This window comes from Mojavia sp. (assembly GCF_059505145.1).
In genome coordinates this window covers 62,851-83,916 of the sequence record NZ_JCACKA010000048.1, presented here as the reverse complement: position 1 = coordinate 83,916, position 21,066 = coordinate 62,851, and the positions used below count along the sequence as shown (strand labels likewise).

Below are 21,066 nucleotides of genomic sequence, written 5' to 3'. Positions count from 1 at the left end.
CGGCATGAAAAAACAGAACACCTCTATCTAGATGAGGAAACTCTTCTAGATAAGTTAACTGGATGAAAGAAGAATCCCCGGACTTGAAGCCGTGGGAGTGTCAATTCTATGAGGCGATACAAGTTATTAAACAGGAAATTATCTTAGAAAGTAGGTTTGTGGGTTTTACTCGCGGCTGTGGTGCTTTGGAGCGTAAATCATAGTGGTTATAATAATTGCTTCTTTTACAGCAAATTATTCTGCCCATCTACCGACCCCCATGGCGACACTTGCCAAATTTTCATAGTCTTGTCTTTACTAGCACTAACAAGAGTTTTACCATTAGGACTGAAGGCAACAGACCAAACCCTGCTGGAATGTCCTATTAAAGTGCGGATTTCCTTTGCTAGAGGTAGATTCCACAATTTAATAGTGCCATCCCAACCACCACTGGCAAGGGTTGTGCCATCTGGACTGAAGGCTACAGACCAAACTCTTTTAGCGTCTCCTTTAAGGGTACTGATTTCTCTTCCTGTACTAAAATTCCATAGTTTAACAGTGCCATCCCAACTACCACTAGCAAGGTTTATGCCATCTGGACTGAAGGCGACAGAATAAACTACATCGGCATGGCCTGTAAGAATACGTTGTACCTTGTCGGTAGCCAGATCCCAAATTTTGATGTTCCTCTCAAAATGATTCCCACTGGCAAGAGTATTTCCATCTGGGCTGAAAGCTACGGAATTAACTACGTCACAATTCCCTTCGAGGGTACGTATAAGTTTTCCGGTAGCAGAATTCCAAAGTTTGATTGTTTGATCCCAACTGCCACTAGCTAGCGTTTTACCATCAGGGCTGAACGCCACAGACTGAACCGAGAGTTTATGTGCTTTGAGAGTACGAATTTGCTCTCCAGTAGCCAAATTCCACAATTTGATAGTTTTATCTGTACTACCACTGGCAAGAGTATTCCCATCTGGGCTAAAGGCAATAGAATTAACCCAACCACTATGCCCAACTAAGGTGCGAAGTTCTTGTTTGGTAGTTAGATCCCACAGCTTGATAGTATTATCTGTATTCACGCTGGCAAGGGTATTCCCATCTGGGCTAATGGATACAACCCTAAATGAGCCAGAATAACCCTTGATGGTGAAGGCATCAGATACTAGAAGGCTACTGGGGGTAGAGGCTGCATTGTTCGCGGCTAGAGAAGATTGCCAATACCAAACTCCCCCAATTCCCAACATGAGAAAAACTGTAGCCGTTAAAACTTTAATTTTTGAGTCAGTTATATTCACAGACATCATAATCTCCCATTAGCAGCATTAGAGTGCTGCTAAACATAATATAGCGAGTATTTGACTAGTGTTTAGATACACTCATCTTTACTCACTTTACTAAGAGCAGATTATATTGTTTGCCAAACTTTAATTAACTAGATATCTGCCAAATCTTAATAGTATTGTCCTCGCTGCCACTAACTAGGTTTTTACCATCAAGACTGAAGGTAACGCATGTCACCGTGTTGTCATGCCCCCTTAGTTTTAATAGTTCTATTCCGTTAGTTAGATTCCACAATTTGATCGTGCGATCGCGGCTGCCACTAGCAAGGGTTTTACCATCTGGACTAATGGTGAGGGAGGTAACTGTGTTTTCATGGCCTACTAGTGTGCGAATTGGTTCTCCACTAAACAAATTCCACAATTTAATTGTGCGATCGCGGCTAGCACTGGCAAGAGTTTTACCGTCGGGACTGATGGCAAGCGATGTTATGGTTTTCGCATCCCCCGAAAGTGTACGAATTAGGTATCCTTCGGACAGATTCCACAATTTAATAGTTTTGTCAAAACTGCCACTGGCAAGAGTCTTACCATCGGGGCTAATGGCGATAGACCGCACCCAGAATTTATGTCCTGCTAATGTTCGGATTTGCCGCCCCGTATTTAGATTCCAGACTTTAATGGTGTTGTCATCACTACCATCAACAAGGGTCTTACCATCTGGGCTGATGACTAAGGCATGAATCGAGTCGGAATGCCCCGATAGGGTACGAATTTCCTCACCTGTTGCCAAATTCCAGACTTTGATCGTACCGTCATCACTACCACTCACCAAGGTTTTTCCATCTGGACTGATAGCCACGACATTAACTTTTTGGGAATGACCCTTAAGGGTGGAGACTTCTTCTCCCGTAGCTAGTTTCCACACTTTGATTGTGCGATCGCTATTGCTGGCAAGCAACTGTCCATCGGGGCTGATAGCAACGGATAAAACCGAGTTTTCATGACCTTTGAGTGTGTTAGCTAACGAAACCTTTCTCAAAGTAATTTTTGGTTGCTGACCCAGAACTGCTTCACTGTTGCTGGAACTATTATTTGGTTGACTCAGACGAGAAGATAAACCAGTTTGCAGACGGTGATATTGCTTATACCAAGATTCACTAAATCCTAACAACAAGGTAACAGCAGATACCAAGATAAAAATTCGCAGGATATTGTATTTTTTAGGTAAATATTGTGTCTGACTTATTGCTGTTTTTTCAGCATATTTACTAGCTGGTGGCAGTAGAAGTGGTTGTTTTTTAGACAAGTCTTTAATAACTTCATCGGCTGATTGGTAGCGATAGCGAATGTCTTTTTGCAGCAGTTTATCTAATACTCGATCCAATTCAGCATTGATTGGACTACGCAAATATTGTCGCCAATTAGCTACCCATCCATATCCATGTTCCATCCATAACTGGAAGGGGGAAATTCCAGTTAGCAGATGAAAGCAGGTAGACCCCAAACCAAATAAATCACTGGCTGGATACGCTTTACCATCTCTAATTTGTTCAATTGGAGAATAACCATGAGAACCAATAGAGGTGCCACTTTTATTCTGTACTCTTGCCGATAACTGTTTTGAAGAGCCAAAATCTATTAAGCTTAATCGTTCATCACTGTGACGCCGGATAATATTTTCTGGCTTGATATCTCGGTGAATGACTCCACGATTGTGAATGAATTTGAGGATAGGTAATAAATCTAGCATAATTGCTTGAATTTCCCTATCCTTATACGTTTTGCGTTGCTGCAACTCCTTTAACAAATTCTGCCCATTAATAAACTGCTGCACCAAATACAAGCAGTGATCTTGCTCAAAATAAGCCAACAGAGTGGGAATTTGCGGATGTTCTCCGAGTTGTTGCAGTCGCTTTGCTTCTTCAGCAAATAACTCCATCGCTTTCTTCTGCGACCAAGTTCCTTGGAACTTTGGAGCTAATTGTTTGATAACACAGCGTTCATGTAGTTTATCGACATCTTGCGATAGATATGTTCTGCCAAATCCTCCCTCATCTGAAAGCACTCGAATAACACGGAAGCGATTTCTCAAAAGTGCTATCAGTGGAGTGCTACAAGTTTGACAAAACTTATTTTCATCAGGATTTAGAGGATTAGGGCAATCGGGATTTAAGCAGCAGATCATGAGCTGACAGGCGTGACTGCATGACAATTTATGCTAAGTTTGCTCCGCCATTTCCCTTGTTCTAAAATTGGCTCTTGCGTAAATTTGGTAGAAAACCCCTGTGCTGGGGATGGGGAATTACTTAATATAGTCAGCGTTTGTAGATTATAACTAGTTTTCCTAATTAAGGGAAAACCTGAAGAGCCAAAGAATTATTTTCTCGATTATATATTAATCTAATTTGAAAGTCTTTTAAAACTGCTGAATTTAGCAAATTTGCTTATATAACAGTAACACTAAAAATATGTAACATTGAATACTAAAGTTTATAGTTAAAATTCATACTAGTTATTTTATTATAGAAAAATTTGATTGGTTAATTGTTAATTTAATACTTGAGGTAAATACTAGTTCAATTTGCTCTATGGCTATTTATTTTGGAGTTTTTCTTTCCATTTGCGAATAGCGATCGCAGTTCTTTTGACAGGTGACACGTAGATTTGAGAAACTTCTGCTTTTGTCTGATTTTTGCTTCTGAGTGGTTGGTTAGTTAAACAGTTAGTCAAAGATGGTACATAGTTTTCCAATTCCAAGGCCCTAATGACATCATGAGCAGTCTTAAAACGCTCCCTTAAGGAAATTTTTACCATTTTGCCCAAAATATTAGCAAAAGTGTCACTCACATTTACCTCTTTTTGCCAACATATCTCACCAGTATTCGGGTCATATTCAAATTCTAAAGGTGCTTTACCAGTTAGCAAATAAAGACAAGTCACACCAAGAGCATAAATATCGCTTGCATAAACTGGATGTAAAGATAACTGTTCAGGTGGTGCAAAGCCCATCGTCCCGACAAAATTAGTAGTAGCGTTTTTATTGCTGGAGTCTTCACCAGCGTTAATCAATTCCTCTTTCACCGCGCCAAAATCGATCAGCACAAATCGCTGGTCGTCCTCACAGCGCAATAAGTTTTGAGGCTTAATATCTCGATGAATGACGTGATGTTGATGAAGATACTGCAATACTGGTAGAAATTCTTGCAAAAACTGTTTAACTGTAACTTCATTTTTGGGACCATTTCGTCTCACTTCTCGCGCCAAAGTGTAACCACGTATGTATTCTTGAACTAAGTAAAATTCCCCATAAACTTCAAAGTAGTCCAGGAGCATGGGAATTTGAGGATGACTACCTAGTTGACCCAAAGCTTTCGCTTCTTTTTCAAAGCGCTGGCAAGCCTTTTCCCAACTTTTAGCACTAGTTACCTTAGGGCAAAGTTGCTTAATTACACACAAGGGCTGGCCAGGTAGTACAGCATTTTTGGCTAAGAAGGTGATACCAAAACCACCTCTACCTAGAATTTTGACAATTTTATAGCGATCGCGAAATAGCTCTTGAGAACCGCACATCCGACCAAGCCGAGTTTGCTGCAAAATGCTCTCGGAATAATGCGTTATTGGTGGAGAAAATCGATTCATCGCTCAAGAACAGGTAGTCTTTATTACCTTTAATTTAAAGATAAAGCTGCCTTGACGCTAGTAGAATTACTATATCTTTGCAAAATTTTCAATAAAAAATTTAAAAAGCCAGAGAAAATCACTCTCTATAAATTATCGGAAAAATACAAGTATGAAGAAGCAATTAAACTCAGTGGATTACTCCACTGAGTGAACCTCCATTCTTATTAAGGTACTTCAATTGGAATCAAAGCATTTTCCGGCAAATAGTTGCAGAAACGTCCTTCATCCGATAAGACAAAAATCAAGCGCAAGGGATAATCTGGTGGAACTTGTAAATCGGCCCATGGCACTGCTATCTCTAAACAATTGTCCAGAGCTACTTGAGCGCGGCTGACACGCGGATGCCATTGAAAATTATCGCCAGCTTCTCGAAACTGAATCGATTGCGTGAGTAAATTAATTTCTAAATGGTGGTGAAACAGATAATTCATCGGCGCTATATCTGGCACCTCCGCTAAGGGAACTGGGCTATTGATCATAGTTTTGTTTGGATAGAACCACAGCAAATTCAACTCTGCTGGTAAATCCCGCCCTGGCGCAACGCCACTTTTAAAGTCCACCCGTAAATAGAAATTTAGGTGATCTACTCCATACCAAAGTCGCTGGATGACGCTGCTGCTGTGCATTGTTCCCCGTGCGCCGCCTATTTCTAAGCGTCCAGCTTTATCCCAGTCCTGCTCATCACCCTTACCATCAATAATGGGATGGATAAACCCTTCTGGGGTATGGTCTGCTCGTGATGCGTGAACCTCTACTGGTTGTTTGAGATAAGACGGTATAGGTTCATTTAAGGCTCTGTATATACCATAAAGATGTTCCCGAAACAACTGGTCAAAAATGGCATCCTGATTTGAGGAATGCCCTTCGCCAAACCACCAGAACCAGTCGGAACCCTCTGCGGCATACAAAGCTTCCCATGCTTCGGGATTATTTTCTTCTGTGGCTTCTGGGTGATTTGCTAAGGTGATCCTGGCTTGTGTGAGGTAGTCCCAAGCACGGTTTTTAGCGGGGTCACCAATCCAGGTGGTAAAGCTGCCATCTACCCAAGAACCGCTATGCAGTTGGTTGCCAGGAATGGTTGCTGTGGGCGGGAATTGTTCGAGAAATTCTGAGACAGTGACGAGTTTTAGGTGAGGTTCGTTGCTCAGGGTTTGATACAAAGCTTCTAGAAAGGGTTTGCCATCTTGGGGATAAAATTCCCAGCAATTCTCTCCATCTAAGGCAATGGTAACTAACCAAGGTTGTTGACTGTGGCTATCTCTTTGCATTTTAGCGATCGCTTGCAAATGTCCCACCAAGTCTGCTACTGCCTTTTTCGGTGGCATTGCTCCGTAGGTAAAGCCAATCAAGTCTGATAGTCTATGGTCGCGGAAGACAATTGCCAAATCACCTGCTGGGGTTTCTAAGCGATACGGTTGATATAGTAATTCTGGTTCTTGTACATTCCCCGCCCCATCGCGGTGGAAAAAGTGTTTCAGCGTCCAACCTAAGACAGCTTCATCTGAACAAATCCACTGAAATCCTTGTTTAATTATATACGGTAATATCTCTGGGCTAACAGATTGCTCGGAAGGCCACAAACCCCGTGGTTCCTGCCCAAAACGTTCTTTATATAACTCCCAAGCTTTGTACAAGTGGCGAGGAATATCTTCTGCCCACTGAAAGCGCTGCTTAGGCAGCGTCATATTTGGTACAGCAACCCTGCCGGAATTGGTATCGGCTAGCAAGGGCAGAATTGGGTGAGTATAAGGTGTCGTTGTGACTTCTAGCTGCCCTGCCGCTTGCATTTTCCGATGTTGAGGGATGATGCGGCTGATGATTTCTCGCTGTTTGGAATAAATGCGCTGGCGATCGCTTAAAGTAAAGTTTCGACCCTGCTTTAACCAAGTGGCAATTTCTGGGTCATCCCAAAACAGCGGATCAATCCACGCCAGATTGTGCCAAGCTAACAAATCACTGTAATCTTGCAGTTGCCAATTCGCCAAGCACCAAGCTTGTCCTCGTTCTTGCCTTTGGGTATACAACTCAGCATAGCGGGGATGGGGGTCAATCAGAGTGTGGTGATTAGCATCAAAAAAATGTTGAACTATAAATTCCCGCTGTTGTTGATCGAGTTGTTCAACTGGCGTCAAACTAGCTGTGAGATAAGGGTCAAAAGCCGTGCCAGCAATGTAATCTTCTAGTTGCAATATTAAAGATGGTACTAAATTCACTGTTTGGTGTAACTTAGGATACCGCTCTAAAAGTAATACCAAATCCAGATAATCCTTAGTGCCATGCAACCGAACCCAAGGTAGGCGGTACTTTTGGCTAGATGACAGTGAAACGCCGCTGCCAGGGGATTTGTACAGCGGCTGATGTTGATGCCAGATGAAGGCGACGTGGAGAGGATGGGACATAGGGAATGATAAGGGATTAGGGATTGGGGATTGGGGATTAGGGATTAAAGATTGGGGATTGGGGATAAGGGATTAGGGATTGGGGATTGGGGATTGGGCATCGGTTATTTTCCCTTGTCCTCCTTTGCTCCTCTGCTCCCCTGCTCCTCCGCTCCCCCTGCTTTTTCCCAGTCCCCAGTATCCAGTACTCAGTCCCTAAATTACTTGTTCGACTTCTGCAATTTCAGGAATCATTTCCCGAAGGCGGCGTTCAATACCCATTCTTAAGGTCATCGTAGAGCTAGGGCAAGAACCGCAGGCTCCTTGCAACCGCAGTTTAACCACTGGTCCATCCAATTCCACAAGTTCCACGTTTCCGCCATCAGAAATCAGATAAGGGCGCATTTCATCTAAGACTGTTTCCACATTGTCAATTGTAAGTTCCATACTTTTAGACCTGCTAAGTTAACGAAGACGCTGGGCGATTAGTTTATAGGGGAGCTAAAGTCCTAATATAAAGCTATTCCCCAAAACTTTATTTTCTAGCTTTGTTACAACGATCCTAGATCCAATTGCAGCTAGATTGTTAGTTGTTAAAGGTCAGTTGTTTGTTTGTGATGACTTTAAAGGACACGTGGAACCCGGAAAACAGGATGGCAGCATCAAAAGTGAGTTGGACAACTATCAAACTCACCTTGCCCAAATAGCGAAAAATATCCAGACGCAACGCTGTCAGGATACTGCGAGTATTGGGGTAACGCTTACAATCAATGGGTGAGCAACAGTACTATGTATCGTTCATTACAACGTTGCTCGCTGACACAAAAAAAAGACATTACGCAGCAGTCAAGAAGCAGCTGGTGTGGAGATAAATTTGTACCTCAGGACACAAGGAAACGCTATAGCCCTCTTCTGTCACTTTCCGGGAGGGCGATTGCTAGAAGCCTCATGAGGCAATCAATACAAGCTATCCTATTAGAAAAAAATGGGTCTTGTATTTGTGATTAGAAAATAATCGTGCGATTGCCTACGGCACTGGCGAAGCCAATCGCTTGCTATGCAAAAGCTCTAGAATTCAGCAATAGCAAATCTTTTCGGAGAGTGACACAACAGGGATAGTTCGTTATCAATACTGAATTTTTGATGCAACAAGAGCAATCAATACAACAAGACCTAGCGCTCTGCGAAAATAATTAACACCTTGAAATAATTCCAGCCAAGCCCAAGTAAACAAGGAGCCATTAGCCACTACGTCTAACACTGTATTGATGTTGCCACTTGTAAAGATTAGAGCTAGTAAACTAGTGACTACCCAAACAATAAGTGGTAAATTTGGCATTTGAGCTAAAACAATTTTACCACTGCTGTCACGGAAGGTTTTATCAACTAATGTATTTTCCATGATTTTTAATTAGCACTTAGCTAAATATTACTAATTTACGAAAATTGGCAGATTGTCTATAAAAAATAAACTAACATTCTGCAATTATTTAATAATATTAAAACAATCAATCCTATCTCTTTTCAAGCATCTAATTGCTGAGATTAGGGTGATAAAATATCTTTATATAAGACTATATCGAGGGGCATAGCCACACAAAATCCACTAATACAGCAGAATTCTGGATTATGATTTTTGAATCTACAAATAAAACAGGTTTTATGCTTGGGTTTGGGACTTAGGATCTATTATGAATTTTGCAGTAAGTAATAAAGAGCGATCGCTCGACTAACACATACCATATTGTAAGTCGTTATCGCTTGAGGAAACGATCACAGGTTTTTGATATAGTGGTACTGTAAATGTGACTGTAGAGCCAAGTCCTTCACCTAGACTGTAAAAATTTACTTCCCCACCCATTGCCTCAACTAACTTCTGGGATATTGCCAATCCTAAACCAGTACCACCATACTGGCGAGTCCGGGAGCCATCAACTTGAGAAAATAACTGAAATAATTTGTCTTGTTTGTCTAAGGAAACACCAATTCCAGTATCAGCAACTCGCACTCTCACCATCCCAGGAAATTGCTGTTCTTGAAAATTGGCCTTTTTGATAACTATGTCAGCACTAATGGTAATGCCGCCTTCTTGAGTGAACTTAATCGCATTACCCACCAAATTGAGCATAACTTGCAGTAGCCGTTGATAATTACCTTGAACAATAATTTCATCGCTAGTGGTAGGTATTTGCATCCGAAAACTGAGGTTTCTTATCTCCGCCTGGGGACGCATGAAATTATCTACATCACCAAATAACTCAGCCAATTGAACTGGAGCGCAATCTAGCTCCATTTTTCCAGCTTCGATTTTGGCAATATCCAAGATATCGTTGATGATGTTCAGCAGGTGGATCGATAAGTGATGAGCTTCTAAGAGAAATTGATTTTGTTCTTCTGGATCATCTGCCATACCCTCCAGAATCAGCTTCAAAAATCCGATCATGCCGTTGAGGGGAGTACGAATTTCATGGGATACATTAGCCAGAAACTCGCTTTTGAGGCGGGAAGCTTCTTCGGCTTTTTGACGCGCTGCTTCTAGTTCTTTGTATAAAGTAGCATGGGCGATCGCAGTTCCTAACTGATCCGCCACCTCTTTTGCTAGTTCGATTTCCGATTCTGTTAGTGGGTAGCATTCATCTCGCAAACTCAAGGCAACCAATCCATTTGCTTGGTCTTGGTAGGATGTAGCCACCACCAAAATTTTCTGTTGCGGACACAGAGTATAACCTGGCACTTCCATGACTATCGGTTCCAGGGTTGCCAATGCCTGAGCAAAAGCTGGCTCAGAAGCTATATCTATTTCTTCACTTAGCATAGATCTGCGATCTGGCTGATGATACTCTGCTGCTACCCGCACTTTTGGGCTAGAAGGCTGGTAAGGACAAATAATACAGCGCTCTAACCGCAACGCTTTTCCCAGACTATCAACTGTTTGCTGCCAAATAATGTCTAAATCCAAGTTGCGTCGAATATTTTTGGTAATTCGATTTACTAGTTTCTGGTGTTGCTGTGAGCGTAAAGCCAACTCTATTTGTGTAGGTGTTTTACATTTCGCATCTACTTCTGTTTTGTTGGCTGTAACTTGCAGCAAGCGCCCCATTACCAAAACTGTAGTGGCGGCTTTACCCAATTTCGGCATAATCGGACTGATTGCCAACTCCAACTCAAACAACTGCTGGCGATGACTAAACCAGCACTGCAATTTTTCGGGTACCAAACTTGTTAAAATCCTGTGCAAACGTTCCAAGTAGGCAACCTTCTCCACTGGTACGAAGGTTTCCTTTTCATTCAACTCGGTAACTATTTGCTCAGGATTTAATCCCAAGAGTTCGCTTTGCTGCCAATAAAAAGTCAGGTAACGCCCTGACTCATCTTGTGTATATACCAACTCGGCTCCTAAAGTTGGTAATATCTCATCACTCTGACTAGCAATAGATTTGCGATTTTTAGGAAATAAGTTCGGCAATTTGGAATTGGCAGTAATAGTCATGAATAGAGTTGGATAAACAAATAGCAGCCGATAATAATGCTACTAAAGCTGCTTAAGTTTGGCATAAATTATTACAGCTTTCGTATTGTTGAATTGGGTATTTTAGTTGTTTCAGAATCCAAATAGACAAATTTTACATTTTTTTTTATTTTAAATTTACAGTTTATTTATTATCTCAATCATTCCATTCTCCTCTGGGTGGAACAGGTGTGCGTACAGGGGTACGCGTCAGTTCATCATCTCTAGAAATCTCGCCCCGCAACCATTGGCGAATTGCCACTTCAATGACTTTACTAGGGTCATTAGTTAAATGCTGGATTTGCTCTACTAACTCGGAGTCCAGACGGACAGCGATTTCTACCTTCTCGGCTTGTCTTTGTTCCGCATCGGTAGCTTTTTCTTTCATATTCATAGGTTTATATACTCAGAAATGGTTTCGTCAACAGCTTAGGAAAGCAGCCCCATTCTTATTTCGGGTTAGTTTACCGACAAACGCGAAAAGTTATAGTTACATAGTTCCCCGAAATATTACCAAACTAACAGCTTCTGGCTTGAGTGGCATTTTTCATAGCAGTCAGTAGACAATAGCTTTAGAAGTTATGTCAGTAAATCAATTGTTCCGGGCAATTACGGGTTGTAATTACCCACGATCTCTACACTATGTACTTATATATATTTATTGTACGCTTCTGGTTGATCAATACCAGCAGCTAAAAGTAGACTTTTATAGATTCTTGAAAGTCTAGCCTCCTAGATGAAGCTAGGAAGACACCCTAATGGATAAAGGGGTAACACCCCTCTTCCCACCTCTCCATTTTTAATATCAACAAAGCAAGCAGTGACGTTGGCTAAGAAAGCATTAAAATACATGAAGTAATTTGCTCTTTTAACCTTGGTTGCTGCTTCAGCAAAGATAGTATATGACTGACGTTCCCGCAGTTCGCATTCGCAATTTTTGTATTATTGCTCACATCGACCACGGGAAATCAACCCTTGCCGATCGCTTACTCCAAGCCACTGGCACTGTTGGCGATCGGCAGATGAAGGAACAGTTTCTCGACAACATGGATTTAGAAAGGGAGCGCGGCATTACAATTAAGCTGCAAGCTGCCCGGATGAACTACAAAGCTAAAGATGGTCAGCAATATGTGCTGAACTTAATTGATACGCCTGGACACGTGGATTTTTCTTACGAGGTGTCGCGCTCTCTTGCCGCTTGTGAAGGAGCGCTATTAGTAGTAGATGCTTCCCAAGGCGTAGAAGCACAAACTTTAGCCAATGTCTATTTGGCGCTGGAGCATAACCTGGAAATTATCCCGGTTTTGAATAAAATCGACTTGCCAGGGGCAGAACCAGATAGGGTAATTGGTGAAATTGAAGAAATTATCGGTTTAGATTGCAGTGGTGCGATTCTGGCCTCAGCGAAAGAGGGCATTGGCATTGATGAGATTTTAGAAGCAATTGTGGAGCGGATACCCCCAGCTCCTAATACAGTAGATCAGCGCTTACGGGCGTTAATTTTTGATAGCTATTACGATAGCTACCGGGGAGTAATTGTATACTTCCGGGTGATGGATGGCAGCGTCAAAAAAGGCGATCGCATCTATCTCATGGCATCCGGCAAAGAATACGAAATTGACGAGTTAGGGGTTCTCTCTCCTACACAGAAGCAAGTTGAAGAACTGCACGCTGGGGAAGTAGGTTATTTGGCAGCGGCAATTAGAGCTGTAGCTGATGCCCGTGTGGGAGATACAATTACCCTTGCCAATGCTAAGGCAACAGACCCCTTACCTGGTTATGCAGAAGCAAATCCGATGGTCTTTTGCGGTATGTTCCCCATAGATGCCGATCAATTTGAAGACTTACGAGAAGCTTTAGAAAAGCTCAAACTTAATGATGCGGCGCTGCATTATGAACCCGAAACTTCAAGCGCTATGGGGTTTGGCTTCCGTTGCGGTTTCTTGGGCTTACTGCACATGGAAATTGTCCAAGAACGTTTGGAAAGGGAATACAACTTAGACTTAATTATTACAGCTCCTTCAGTAGTTTATAAGGTGATTACTCTTAAAGGAGAAGAACTGTACATTGATAATCCCAGCCATTTACCTTCTCCCAACGAACGAGAAAGAATTGAGGAACCCTACGTTAAAGTAGAGATGATTACGCCGGAAACTTACGTCGGTACTTTAATGGAATTGTCGCAAAACCGACGCGGGATCTTCAAAGATATGAAATATCTCACCCAAGGACGGACTACACTCACTTATGAACTGCCCTTGGCAGAAGTTGTGACCGACTTTTTTGATCAAATGAAGTCGCGATCGCGTGGTTATGCCAGCATGGAATATCACCTCATTGGTTACCGCGAAAATCCTTTGGTGAAGCTGGATATTATGATTAACGGCGATCCGGTGGATTCTTTGGCGATGATCGTTCACCGGGATAAAGCTTACAACGTCGGGCGGTCAATGGCGGAGAAGCTCAAAGAACTAATTCCTCGCCATCAATTTAAAGTGCCAATTCAGGCATCTATCGGCAGTAAAGTGATCGCCAGTGAACACATCCCTGCTTTGCGTAAAGACGTACTAGCCAAGTGCTACGGCGGCGACATCAGCCGCAAGAAGAAACTCTTACAAAAGCAAGCAAAAGGTAAAAAACGGATGAAATCTGTTGGTACAGTGGATGTTCCTCAAGAAGCTTTTATGGCAGTGCTGCGCCTAGATCAAAGCTAATTGTAGGAATAAGCAAAAGATAAATTCTTTCCCCTATTTTTCTACTCCAAAAGTTGTATTGCACTCCACCGTTGGCTGTTGTCAAAGCTGTGCTGCTGAGAATTGTTCCAATTGTGGCTGTGTAAAAGACTAGAGATAGGATTTAGGGGAATTTAATACCAATTCAAAATTCAATATTAAGAAACGTAGACATCACAAGGATTTGGGAGTGTGGATCTGTCGCATTCTTTTTTTCAAATTGGTATAAGCTATAAAAAATTTTAATGGGCAGTTGGTGAGCCAGCACAATCTAAGGGTTTACCTCTATCAGCAACTAGTAAATCCAAAGGTTGCGAAATTGCTGTATGATGGCGTTTCATTAAATAATGTAGAGTTATTCGACTATGAAGATTAGTAAAGCGAAATGTTTATAGTAATGGGAATATCAATAAAAAATTGTTAATAAATTTAAAAATTTAAGTATACATACTTACTGAAATTGCCATCCTTATAACTTTAGATAAATAGAGTTTTTTAGATATTTGTAAAGCATCGGGGAGTCTAGTTAATGAAAATACTCGTACTGAGTTGGGAGTTTCCACCCAGGATAGTTGGCGGAATTGCTCGTCATGTGGCGGAGTTATACCCAGAAATGGTCAAACGAGGACATGAAGTCCACTTAATTACAGCGGAGTTTGGTCAGGCATCAATGTACGAAGTAGTAGAAGGTGTGCATGTGCATCGGGTTCCAATAGCCGCTAGCAAAGACTTTTTCCACTGGGTAGTAAACCTGAATAACAGTATGGGGCATCATGGCGGGAAGTTGATACTCGAAGAAGGCCCATTTGATTTAATCCATGCCCATGATTGGTTAGTGGGAGATGCTGCGATCGCTCTTAAACATAACTTTAAAATACCCCTAATTGCTACAATTCACGCTACCGAATACGGTCGCCATAACGGTATTTACACTGAAACTCAATATTATATTAGTGGCAAAGAAAACTTATTAGCTTACGAAGCTTGGCGAGTTATCGTATGTAGCGAATATATGCGACGGGAAGTAGAACGAGCGCTACACAGCCCTTGGGATAAAATCGATGTGATCTACAACGGTATTCGACCAGAAAAGAAACAGCACCACCAAGATTTTCACGCTCAAGATTTTCGCCGCCGATTTGCCAAAGACGAAGAAAAAATTGTTTACTACGTCGGGCGCATGACCCATGAAAAAGGTGTATCTTTATTGCTGAATGCTGCTCCCAAGGTACTTTGGGAAATGGGTGGTAACGTGAAATTTGTGATTGTAGGTGGTGGTAACACCGACAATCTCAAGCGTCAAGCCTGGGATATGGGTATTTGGGATAAGACCTATTTTACAGGCTTTCTCTCAGATGAATATTTAGATAAATTCCAGACTATAGCTGATTGTGCTGTGTTTCCTAGTCTTTACGAACCCTTTGGTATTGTTGCCTTAGAAAGCTTTGCTTCTCGTGTTCCTGTAGTAGTTTCAGATACTGGTGGTTTTCCTGAAGTGGTGCAACACACCAAAACAGGTATTGTTACTAAGGTAAACAATCCCGATTCCATAGCTTGGGGAATTTTGGAAGTATTGAAGCATCCAGGTTATCGGCAATGGCTGATTGATAATGCTTATGAGGATTTAGAACGGCGCTTTAGCTGGCCAAAACTAGCCAAGCAAACTGAAGATGTTTATCAGCGAGTTGTACAAGAGCGATCGCAGGTAGTTTGGTTTTAAATTAAACAAGCAACACAAAATCAAGCCGAGAATTAATGATCACTCTGCATTTTTGGCGTTAAAAAACAGTACAAACCCTGTACGCTGGGAATTCTACCCCTTCTGGTGAGAGAGTTAGCAATAATTGCAGTTTGCACCAGAAGGTTAGTATGTCAATGGCATTTCCAAATATAGCAAAGTGGTTGAAGAGTGTAGGAACCAAGTTGCTGAAGATGGGAACCTCCCTCATAACCCATATTACAGCAAACTTGACACGCTACTTTCAGGAGATTGATGTTGATGTCAGTCCTTCCTTATCGCCATTACCTACCTTGCCTTCCTTAGCTGGCCCTGTTCATAGCTTGGGTGGAGGCGGCCCTGATGTCGAGGAGGGAATCCAGTGGATGATCAACCAGGTGAGGGGAGGTACTAACTGCGCCACCAAAGTTGATGTTATGGTCATCCGTGCTGCTGGTAATCATGATTACAATCGCCTAATTTCTCCTATGAAAGGCGTGAAATCTGTGGAGACTCTTGTTATTAGCAATAGACAAGATGCAAACAACTCTGCGATTTGTGAGAAAGTACGAAATGCTGGTGTAATTTTCTTTGCTGGCGGTGACCAATGCCAATACACCCACAACTGGAAGAACACTAAACTAGAGGCTGCTGTGAAGTCAGTTTACGCCAGAGGTGGTGCTATTGGTGGTACGAGTGCAGGTGCAATGATCCAAAGTGAATACGTTTATGATGCTTGCGCTTCTTCTGAAGAAGGCATTGAAACAAGAGACGCACTTGAAGACCCTTACCGGGACATTACCTTTACTTACAACTTTTTCACATGGAAGTATCTTAAGGGAACCATCGTAGATACCCACTTCGACAGGCGTAAAAGAATGGGCCGAATTATGGCTTTTATTGCCCGTCAAATTCAGGATGGCGTATCTAAAAGCGCTTTAGGTATAGCTATTAGCGAAGAGACATCGGTTGTTGTGGATAAATACGGTATGGCCAAAGTTATCGGGAGGGGTTCAGCATATTTCGTACTAGGAGATCATCCGCCAGAGGTATGTAAACCCCGCACTCCCCTGACATATTACGACTACAAAATTTGGCGAGTTCCCCGTGGCGATACATTCGACCTCAGAAAGATACCAACATCAGGATACTATCTCAGAAGTGTTAAGCGGGGTAGGTTTAGCTCAGATCCTTATTGAAAAATGAGGGCATTGGGCATGGGGCATTGGGCATAGGGCATTGGGCAAGAGTCAAGAGTGTTTTGTCATTTCTCCTCTGCCCCTCTCCGCTGCTCCCTCACACCAGGGTTGTCTGCTTACGTAAGCTTTGAATAGTAGCGATCGCGTGTTTTGCGACAGTATCAATTTCTTCTTGGGTAGTAAAGCGTCCAATCCCAAACCGCACGGATGCATATGCTAGCTGTTCTGAATTTCCTAGCGCTGTCAGCACATGGGAAGGTGCTGTGTTTGCTGAGGTGCAAGCAGAACCAGAAGACACCGCCATTACTGGTTGCAATCCCAAGCCAAGTGCGGCTCCATCTACCCCTTCAATACTAATATTCAGGTTTCCTGCTAACCGCTGAGTTGGATGTCCATTGAGATGAATTCCTTCTAGTGGTGAAAGCTGTTCCCACAGTCTTTGTCTGAGACTTCTTAAACGTGGGTTTTCTGTCGCTTGTTCTGCCAAAGCTATTTCTACAGCTTTACCAAAGCCAACAATTTGCGGTGTATATAAAGTGCCAGAACGCATTCCCCGCTCATGTCCACCACCATGTTGCTGCGGAGCCAGTTGCACTCTGGGGTTGCGCCTGCGAACATATAGCGCCCCGATACCTTTTGGGCCGTATACTTTATGTGCTGTTAACGACATTAAGTCAATTTTCAGCGTCTGCACATCCAAGGGAATTTTACCAATAGCTTGGGCTGCATCTGTGTGAAAAATGATATTGCGATCGCGGCACATTTCCCCAATTGCTTCCAAAGGCTGCAACACCCCAATTTCGTTATTTGCAGCCATCACCGACACCAAAATTGTCTCAGGACGAAATGCTTTTTCTAACTCAGTTAAATCAATTAAGCCATCTTTTTGAACTGGCAAAATAGTAATTTCAAAACCGAGGGTTTTTAAATATGCACAAGGGTCTAAAACAGCTTTATGTTCAGTAGCAACCGTAATAATATGCTGTCCTTTTTGGAAATATGCTTCTGCAACACCTTTAATAGCTAAATTATTCGCTTCTGTAGCGCCACTCGTAAAAACAATTTCTTCTGGCGTAGCGTTGATTGCGGCTGCTAAAATTTCCCGCGTTTGTTTAACAGCAGCTTCTGCTTCCCAGCCATAAATATGACTGATACTCGATGGGTTACCGAACTTTTCTATGAAATAAGGTAGCATTGCTGCCAAAACTCGTTCATCGACGGGAGTGGTAGCGTGAGAATCTAGGTAGATAGGACGAATAGACATAATTAACTGAAAATTTGACTTAATTTTTTTAATACTGCAAGAACTTGATACAATTCATTTTCCCGCTTGGATAAAGTGAATTTATCAGATAAAGCATACTCAGATTTAGCTTGGTTTATTAGCTTGATAAATTGAAAATCTTCTCCACTTGTTACACATCCAAACACAGATTTTTCTGGATGAGGATTAGCCAGCATATAAGCCAGTGCTTGGGGTATGGCTTCTAAAAGGGAAAAACTAGCTCTTTTAGATTCAATGACTAACAACCACAATTGTTCTTGAATAACTAAAACATCAATACGTCCTTTAACTATTTCTCCTTTATCCTCTATAGCTATTTCTATAGACTCTTCTGTAGCAAGTAAAAATGGCTCACGATAAAATCCTGCCAAATCCAATAAAGGAGATAATACTACCATTTTGACTGCATTCTCTAAAATTGGTGGACGCTTTACCAATCGCAGAAAATTAGTTTTAACTCTGTCTAGATATTGTTTTTCTAAATCTGTGATTTCGGGTAGAGGGTCAAACCATTCCGGAAAAAAATCTTCACTTTCAGCCTGTCGCAAACCAAATCTTTCTTCTAAATAGGCAAGACCGACATTTTGGGCTTGAATAACTTGAACCATAATTAATTTATAATTTGTCCTAATTTTTTTAATATATTCAAGACCATATATAATTCATTTTCGCTTCTATATAACGTGTATCTATCAGATAAAGCATACATAGGATTATTATTTCTGCTCAGTTTGATAAATTGGAAATCTTCTCCATTTAGCACTAATGAATATACAGGCTCATTCGGGTTAGGAGCAGCTAGCATATAAGTAAGCGCCTGAGGAATTGCCTTAGCCAAAGAAAAAGTAGACCTTTTAGATTCAATTATTAGTAACCACAGCTTATTTTGGATAACTAATACATCAATTTTGCCTTTGATAATTTCTTTTTCTTCTTCTTCTTTGTCTGCATTACCTAAAATTACATCTTCACTAATCTCTATGCTTTCTTCTGTAGCGATGTAAAAAGGATGACGATAAAAACCAGCCAAATCTAGCAAGGGAGACAATACTACTAATTTGGCTGCATCTTCCAAAATGGGAGCATTTTCCAGTAAGCTAAGATAATTAGTTTTTACTCGGTCTAAATATTTTTTTTCTAATTCAGTTATCTCAGGTAAATTGTCAAACCACTCTGTAAAAAATTGCTCATTTTCAGATCTGTTTAAAGCAAAGTTTTCTTTGAGATATGCGAGAGTGACATTTTGCCCTTGGATAATTTGAACCATAGCTTATTGAATATATGCAATATAACTATTTGGAACCTCTTCTTCATTCTAAGATGATGAACTCGTTATAGCTGCCAATTCTTGCAATTTAGTTAAAACTTGTTGAGCATGACCTTTAACTTTGACATTAGGCCAGGAATAAGCAATCTTCCCCTCAGGATTGATTAAGAAAGTTGAGCGAACAACACCCATATATTCCTTACCCATAAATTTCTTTAATTGCCAAATTCCATAAGTTTCTGCTAACTCATGTTCTGGGTCGCTCAAGAGAGTGATTGTTAAGTTATGTTTGTTGATAAATTTACAATGAGTCTTGCCTAAATCTGGACTTACACCTAAGATTTTCGCTCCTAGTGCGCTGAAATCCTGATTTAACTCGGTAAAATCTTTCGCTTCAGTAGTACAACCAGGGGTGTCATCTTTGGGGTAGAAATAAAGGATAACCCACTGGCCACTGAAATCACCTAGACTGACGGGACTTTCGTGTTGGTCAGGTGTGGAGAAGTCTGGGGCTGGTTGTCCGATTTGGGGAATGTTGCTCATGATGGAATTTTGAGAAATAGCGATCGCTTTAAAATTGTAGCTAGATTGGGCAATTGTGCGGAGCGCAGTGCCCTAAAGGGCGATCGCACGTATTAATCTTTCCCGGCTAGTAGTGCAAGTAGTCTTCACAATTGCAGCACTTAGTTCCAACCTTTTGGTGGATGATTAAACTTTATGACTGTTTATTATTCTTTCATCGCAAATGAATAACGACTTAGTTCTTTTTTTAATCAGTGCTAGTTTACTTATTCTCTACCTAGTTTTTTCGGCACTTACTGAGATGGGAACCAAGCTACCGTGGAAAAAATAATATCTTCCATCCTAAAGGACTGAATCATAATTTGAGTCCACTTCAGTGGACTTGCGCTATCAGCCTGGAACTGAAGTTCCAGGCGAGATGTCAGTATGGCAAGATGTACTTAGTAGACAGTTAATCGGTATCTGCCGCGTTCTTGTGGGCTGGCTGAAACAACCACTACATAGTAAGTACCATCCCCAGGTAACTTGGCTCGGTCAATAAGGGCGCTGTACTTACCATCTTTGGCATTATCCGTAGCGATAATCTGCCCTTGAGAATTTAACAAGACTAAGTAAGGAGAAAACTCTTCAAAAAGGCTATCTACACGAATACTAACCAGCTGATCTTTTTTACCCTCAAATTTGGAAACATCGTAAGGGCTTTTATTTTTTTTCAGGGTTAGACTTTGACCGCTGAGTTGTGCAGATTCATCTAGATTGTAGCTGGCTCTGTCATTCCTAAGCGCCAGACTATAGCGACCTGTATCTCCAGGATTGCGGCTAGTAACTGCGATCGTGTACTTACCTTTAACAGGTAATCTCACAAATATGAATGCATCCTTAATTGCACTCGCTCCACTGCCACCTCTTTTTACAAGAACGTTATTATTAGGGTCAAGCAGAAACATGAAGGGACTTAGACTTAAGTTATTTGAGCGACGTGAATCAGTACTGCCACCAAGCCTAATTTGGATGAGTTGGTTTTCTCTACCCTCAAACTGATAGAAATGAAAATACCTACCTTGAGACTTGAAATCTTTCTTGTCCAGAATGCCGAAGGCAACATCTACAAAGTTAATCTCTTTATAATTAAGCGTTTCGGATGGGTAACCAGGTAATTTCTCAACACTGGGATTGCTAATAGTACGGGGTTTGGTATTAATCTGACGAACTCTCTGCCGTGGACTAACATAGCCATCATTCGCGGGCTGAGGAGTTGGGTTAGTATTTATTGGTCTAGACGGTCTAGGTATAGACCCACCTCGTGCAGGATTGGGGACTGGATTCGTATTCCTAGGTCTAGATGGTTGCGGGGTTGGAGTTGGTGCAGTATTTACTGGTTGAGATGGTCTGGGAGTGGGATTTGTATTCCTAGGTCTAGATGGTTGCGGGGTTGGAGTTGGTGCAGTATTTACTGGTTGAGATGGTTGCGGGGTTGGAGTTGGTGCAGTATTTACTGGTTGAGATGGTTGCGGG

The 21,066-nt window shown here is 41.7% G+C and carries 18 protein-coding genes; 5 read left to right on the top strand and 13 right to left on the bottom strand.

All coding sequences use genetic code 11. The features are described 5' to 3' along the window. The first annotated feature begins 62 nt into the window (after window positions 1-62). Window positions 63-203 (top strand): hypothetical protein, encoded by a 141-nt coding sequence (locus tag AC5JL8_RS09985; protein WP_495879629.1) that lies wholly within the window; start codon window positions 63-65, stop codon window positions 201-203. Between the two features lie 21 nt (window positions 204-224). Here AC5JL8_RS09985 and AC5JL8_RS09980 read toward each other — a convergent pair whose 3' ends face one another. The 5 genes from AC5JL8_RS09980 to AC5JL8_RS09960 all read right to left on the bottom strand — a co-directional run bounded on the left by AC5JL8_RS09980 (window position 225) and on the right by AC5JL8_RS09960 (window position 7,768). After that, a complete protein-coding gene (locus tag AC5JL8_RS09980; protein ID WP_495879688.1) occupies window positions 225-1,283 on the bottom strand; it encodes a WD40 repeat domain-containing protein in 1,059 nt (352 codons plus the stop codon). Window positions 1,284-1,410: 127 nt separating this feature from the next. Continuing rightward, window positions 1,411-3,447, bottom strand: a complete 2,037-nt coding sequence (locus AC5JL8_RS09975) for a protein kinase domain-containing protein (RefSeq protein WP_495879628.1) — start codon at window positions 3,445-3,447, stop codon at window positions 1,411-1,413. A gap of 407 nt (window positions 3,448-3,854) precedes the next feature. Beyond that, window positions 3,855-4,901, bottom strand: coding sequence for a protein kinase domain-containing protein (locus tag AC5JL8_RS09970; protein WP_495879627.1), 1,047 nt, complete (start codon window positions 4,899-4,901; stop codon window positions 3,855-3,857). 206 nt (window positions 4,902-5,107) lie between these two features. After that, the gene (locus AC5JL8_RS09965; protein ID WP_495879626.1) at window positions 5,108-7,342 is read right to left on the bottom strand and encodes a glycoside hydrolase family 57 protein; all 2,235 of its coding nucleotides are present in this window, start codon (window positions 7,340-7,342) and stop codon (window positions 5,108-5,110) included. A gap of 195 nt (window positions 7,343-7,537) precedes the next feature. Beyond that, the gene (locus AC5JL8_RS09960; protein ID WP_214433805.1) at window positions 7,538-7,768 is read right to left on the bottom strand and encodes a NifU family protein; all 231 of its coding nucleotides are present in this window, start codon (window positions 7,766-7,768) and stop codon (window positions 7,538-7,540) included. Between the two features lie 136 nt (window positions 7,769-7,904). Here AC5JL8_RS09960 and AC5JL8_RS09955 point away from each other — a divergent pair, with 136 nt between their 5' ends. After that, a complete protein-coding gene (locus AC5JL8_RS09955) occupies window positions 7,905-8,099 on the top strand; it encodes a hypothetical protein (RefSeq protein WP_495879625.1) in 195 nt (64 codons plus the stop codon). Window positions 8,100-8,447: 348 nt separating this feature from the next. On the opposite strand, the gene AC5JL8_RS09950 is transcribed toward AC5JL8_RS09955, so the two are convergent. From AC5JL8_RS09950 to AC5JL8_RS09940, 3 genes are all read right to left on the bottom strand, one after another. Continuing rightward, window positions 8,448-8,723, bottom strand: a complete 276-nt coding sequence (locus AC5JL8_RS09950) for a hypothetical protein (protein WP_495879624.1) — start codon at window positions 8,721-8,723, stop codon at window positions 8,448-8,450. Between the two features lie 327 nt (window positions 8,724-9,050). After that, a complete protein-coding gene (locus AC5JL8_RS09945) occupies window positions 9,051-10,811 on the bottom strand; it encodes a sensor histidine kinase (RefSeq protein ID WP_495879623.1) in 1,761 nt (586 codons plus the stop codon). Window positions 10,812-10,986: 175 nt separating this feature from the next. Then, a complete protein-coding gene (locus AC5JL8_RS09940; protein WP_495879622.1) occupies window positions 10,987-11,223 on the bottom strand; it encodes a hypothetical protein in 237 nt (78 codons plus the stop codon). Between the two features lie 508 nt (window positions 11,224-11,731). Between AC5JL8_RS09940 and lepA the strand changes: the two genes are divergently transcribed. The 3 genes from lepA to AC5JL8_RS09925 all read left to right on the top strand — a co-directional run bounded on the left by lepA (window position 11,732) and on the right by AC5JL8_RS09925 (window position 16,477). After that, on the top strand, window positions 11,732-13,543 hold the full coding sequence (lepA, locus tag AC5JL8_RS09935; RefSeq protein ID WP_495879621.1) for a translation elongation factor 4: 1,812 nt from the start codon (window positions 11,732-11,734) through the stop codon (window positions 13,541-13,543). Window positions 13,544-14,090: 547 nt separating this feature from the next. Next, complete coding sequence (locus tag AC5JL8_RS09930; RefSeq protein WP_495879620.1) at window positions 14,091-15,281, top strand: glycosyltransferase family 4 protein; 1,191 nt, start codon at window positions 14,091-14,093, stop codon at window positions 15,279-15,281. A gap of 149 nt (window positions 15,282-15,430) precedes the next feature. Further along, the gene (locus AC5JL8_RS09925) at window positions 15,431-16,477 is read left to right on the top strand and encodes a cyanophycinase (protein WP_495879619.1); all 1,047 of its coding nucleotides are present in this window, start codon (window positions 15,431-15,433) and stop codon (window positions 16,475-16,477) included. A gap of 97 nt (window positions 16,478-16,574) precedes the next feature. Here the strand turns inward: AC5JL8_RS09925 and AC5JL8_RS09920 are convergent, their stop codons facing one another. The 5 genes from AC5JL8_RS09920 to AC5JL8_RS09900 all read right to left on the bottom strand — a co-directional run. Further along, window positions 16,575-17,741: an IscS subfamily cysteine desulfurase gene (locus tag AC5JL8_RS09920; protein ID WP_495879618.1), complete on the bottom strand. Its 1,167-nt coding sequence runs from the start codon at window positions 17,739-17,741 to the stop codon at window positions 16,575-16,577. A 2-nt stretch (window positions 17,742-17,743) separates the two neighbouring features. Further along, window positions 17,744-18,370, bottom strand: coding sequence for a type I restriction endonuclease (locus AC5JL8_RS09915; protein ID WP_495879617.1), 627 nt, complete (start codon window positions 18,368-18,370; stop codon window positions 17,744-17,746). A gap of 2 nt (window positions 18,371-18,372) precedes the next feature. Continuing rightward, a complete protein-coding gene (locus AC5JL8_RS09910) occupies window positions 18,373-19,029 on the bottom strand; it encodes a restriction endonuclease subunit R (protein WP_495879616.1) in 657 nt (218 codons plus the stop codon). A gap of 48 nt (window positions 19,030-19,077) precedes the next feature. After that, on the bottom strand, window positions 19,078-19,572 hold the full coding sequence (gene bcp / locus AC5JL8_RS09905) for a thioredoxin-dependent thiol peroxidase (protein WP_495879615.1): 495 nt from the start codon (window positions 19,570-19,572) through the stop codon (window positions 19,078-19,080). 419 nt (window positions 19,573-19,991) lie between these two features. Continuing rightward, a partial coding sequence (locus AC5JL8_RS09900; protein WP_495879614.1) for a PPC domain-containing protein occupies window positions 19,992-21,066 on the bottom strand: 1,075 nt, incomplete at its 5' end.

Excerpts from the sequence above, each read along its gene's own strand:
- AC5JL8_RS09985 (WP_495879629.1), top strand. The coding sequence starts at position 63 with ATGAAAGAAGAATCCCCGGACTTGAAGCCGTGGGAGTGTCAATTCTAT.
- AC5JL8_RS09975 (WP_495879628.1), bottom strand. The coding sequence starts at position 3,447 with ATGATCTGCTGCTTAAATCCCGATTGCCCTAATCCTCTAAATCCTGAT.
- lepA (WP_495879621.1), top strand. The coding sequence starts at position 11,732 with ATGACTGACGTTCCCGCAGTTCGCATTCGCAATTTTTGTATTATTGCT.
- AC5JL8_RS09965 (WP_495879626.1), bottom strand. The coding sequence starts at position 7,342 with ATGTCCCATCCTCTCCACGTCGCCTTCATCTGGCATCAACATCAGCCG.
- AC5JL8_RS09945 (WP_495879623.1), bottom strand. The coding sequence starts at position 10,811 with ATGACTATTACTGCCAATTCCAAATTGCCGAACTTATTTCCTAAAAAT.
- AC5JL8_RS09950 (WP_495879624.1), bottom strand. The coding sequence starts at position 8,723 with ATGGAAAATACATTAGTTGATAAAACCTTCCGTGACAGCAGTGGTAAA.
- AC5JL8_RS09920 (WP_495879618.1), bottom strand. The coding sequence starts at position 17,741 with ATGTCTATTCGTCCTATCTACCTAGATTCTCACGCTACCACTCCCGTC.
- AC5JL8_RS09960 (WP_214433805.1), bottom strand. The coding sequence starts at position 7,768 with ATGGAACTTACAATTGACAATGTGGAAACAGTCTTAGATGAAATGCGC.
- AC5JL8_RS09970 (WP_495879627.1), bottom strand. The coding sequence starts at position 4,901 with ATGAATCGATTTTCTCCACCAATAACGCATTATTCCGAGAGCATTTTG.
- AC5JL8_RS09940 (WP_495879622.1), bottom strand. The coding sequence starts at position 11,223 with ATGAATATGAAAGAAAAAGCTACCGATGCGGAACAAAGACAAGCCGAG.
- AC5JL8_RS09915 (WP_495879617.1), bottom strand. The coding sequence starts at position 18,370 with ATGGTTCAAGTTATTCAAGCCCAAAATGTCGGTCTTGCCTATTTAGAA.
- AC5JL8_RS09930 (WP_495879620.1), top strand. The coding sequence starts at position 14,091 with ATGAAAATACTCGTACTGAGTTGGGAGTTTCCACCCAGGATAGTTGGC.
- AC5JL8_RS09910 (WP_495879616.1), bottom strand. The coding sequence starts at position 19,029 with ATGGTTCAAATTATCCAAGGGCAAAATGTCACTCTCGCATATCTCAAA.
- bcp (WP_495879615.1), bottom strand. The coding sequence starts at position 19,572 with ATGAGCAACATTCCCCAAATCGGACAACCAGCCCCAGACTTCTCCACA.
- AC5JL8_RS09925 (WP_495879619.1), top strand. The coding sequence starts at position 15,431 with ATGTCAATGGCATTTCCAAATATAGCAAAGTGGTTGAAGAGTGTAGGA.
- AC5JL8_RS09980 (WP_495879688.1), bottom strand. The coding sequence starts at position 1,283 with ATGTCTGTGAATATAACTGACTCAAAAATTAAAGTTTTAACGGCTACA.